Origin of the sequence: Devosia sp., assembly GCF_041917035.1 — a bacterium.
Classification (GTDB): Bacteria; Pseudomonadota; Alphaproteobacteria; order Rhizobiales; family Devosiaceae; genus Devosia_A.
Genome location: NZ_JAYRYM010000417.1, coordinates 1 through 2,025, shown reverse-complemented (window position 1 = coordinate 2,025; position 2,025 = coordinate 1). Strand labels below are relative to the sequence as shown.

3 protein-coding genes are annotated in these 2,025 nt (G+C 70.4%); all 3 read left to right on the top strand.

What is annotated here, in order from left to right; all coding sequences use genetic code 11:
- Positions 1-152 precede the first annotated feature (152 nt).
- Positions 153-578 carry a DUF1178 family protein gene (locus ACE3TU_RS21805; RefSeq protein ID WP_374627952.1) on the top strand — a complete coding sequence of 142 codons (426 nt, stop codon included), beginning with the start codon at positions 153-155 and terminating at the stop codon, positions 576-578.
- Between the two features lie 73 nt (positions 579-651).
- Positions 652-1,272, top strand: coding sequence for an NAD(P)-dependent oxidoreductase (locus ACE3TU_RS21800; RefSeq protein WP_374627951.1), 621 nt, complete (start codon positions 652-654; stop codon positions 1,270-1,272).
- A gap of 92 nt (positions 1,273-1,364) precedes the next feature.
- On the top strand, positions 1,365-2,025 hold a 661-nt coding region (locus ACE3TU_RS21795; RefSeq protein ID WP_374627950.1), incomplete at its 3' end, for an aldo/keto reductase.

Below are 2,025 nucleotides of genomic sequence, written 5' to 3'. Positions count from 1 at the left end.
GGAGAGGGGCCCGGCGTGGCGCTCGCCGATCTCGACCTTCAGGCGGTCGCCGAGGCGCGCGGCAAGGTGCCGGCGCTGGACAATGCCCGGCCGTTCTCGCTATCGCAGGGCGTGGCGGGTGTCGTTTCCAACCCGCGCGAGGACGTCACGGCGTGATCACCTACGCACTCCTTTGCGACAACCAGCACCGGTTCGACGCCTGGTTCCGCTCCGCCGAAGCCTTCGACGAGCAGCTGGCGCGCGGCATCGTCAGCTGCCCCGTCTGCGCCTCGATCCGGGTGGAGAAGGCGCTGATGGCTCCGGCGGTGGCGCGGTCCGGGTCGGACAAGGTCACCGTGTCGAGCGGCCATCCGCAGCAGGCCGAGATTCGCGAGTTGTTGCGCGCCATGCGCCGCAAGGTGGTGAGCGAAGCCGATTATGTCGGCGACCGTTTCGCCGAGGAGGCGCGGAAGATCCACTTCCGCGAGGCGGATGCGCGCGGCATCTACGGCGAAGCGACCCGCGACGAGGTGGCGGGCCTCATCGACGACGGCGTCGATTTCCTGCCGCTGCCCAACCTCCCCGACGAGCACAACTGAGGGGGCTTGATCCACCGCAAGGCCCCCCGGCGGGCGCTGGCGCAGGATGAGGTCAGCCAGTGGAGCACGTGCCATGAGGATCGCCCTTTTCGGCGGCAGCGGTCGTATCGGCAGCCTGGTGCTGGGACGGGCGCTGGCCGCCGGCCATCCGGTGCAGGCGCTGGCGCGGAACGCGGCGCGCCTGCCCGCGAGGCGGGGCCTCAGCGTCAGGCAGGGCGCGCTGGACGACGGCGAGGCGGTCTCCGCTACCCTGCGCAACGCCGATGCGGTGATCTGCTGCCTGTCGGCCGGCAACGGTACGCTCGGGCTGTTCGACGCCGCGGTGATCCCCCTGATGGTGCAATCGGGGCCGCGCCGCATCGTCTCGATGGTCGGTGCCTCGGTCCGCCTGCCGGGCGATCCGGCGGCCCTGACGCTGCGACTGATGAGCCTCATCATGCGGCTGGTGCCGGGCCGGTTGCTGGCCGATGCCGAGGCCCATGCCGGGCACCTGCGTGCGAGCGGCCTCGACTGGACGCTGGTGCGCAGCGCCAATCACGCCGGCCGGCCGGCGACCGGCAGGATCTTCGCCCGCCCCGGTTACGCCATGCGGCTCGATGCCAGCATCGCGCGCGACGACCTGGCGGCGTTCATCCTCGAATGCGCCGTCGACCACCGCTTCGCGGGCGAGGCGCCGATGGTCGAGAACGGCTGAGCCGGCGCGCGACCCCGCCGTTGGCGAGGCTTGATCGGCACTTGCCGATCAAGCAGTATCGGCCCGTCTCTCCTCGTTCCCGGATTCCCCACATGACCCCTCCCGATGCCGCCCTTTCGGGCACGTTCGCCATTGGCGGCGATCTCGTCGTCAACCGCCTGGGCTTCGGCGCCATGCGCGTCACCGGCAGGGGGATCTGGGGCGAGCCCGAGGATCCGGTCGAGGCCCGCGCCACGCTGCGCCGGGTGCCCGAGCTGGGCATCAACCTGATCGACACCGCCGAAAGCTACGGCCCGGAGGTCAGCGAGCGCCTTATCGGGGAGGAACTGGCGCCCTATCCCCATGGCACCATCATCGCCACCAAGTCGGGCCTCACCCGCACCGGGCCGGACCTCTGGCACCAGGTCGGCCGCCCGGAGTTCCTCGCGCAGGGCGTGCAGATGAGCCTGAGGCGCCTCAGGCTCGAGCGCCTCGATCTGTGGCAGCTGCACCGCATCGACCGCAAGGTGCCGCGCGACGAGCAGTTCGGTGCCATTGCCGGCTTCATCAAGGACGGCCTCGTCCGCCATGCCGGGCTCAGCGAGGTGAGTGTCGAGGAGATCAAGGCGGCGCAACGGTTCTTCCCGGTCGCCACCGTGCAGAACCTCTACAATGTCTCCAACCGCAAGAGTGAGGACGTGCTGCGCTATTGCGAGGCCAACGGCATCGGCTTCATCCCGTGGTATCCGCTGGCCGGCGGCGACCTGGTCAAGT

Coding starts and splice junctions, on each gene's coding strand:
- ACE3TU_RS21800 (WP_374627951.1), top strand. CDS start 652: ATGAGGATCGCCCTTTTCGGCGGCAGCGGTCGTATCGGCAGCCTGGTG.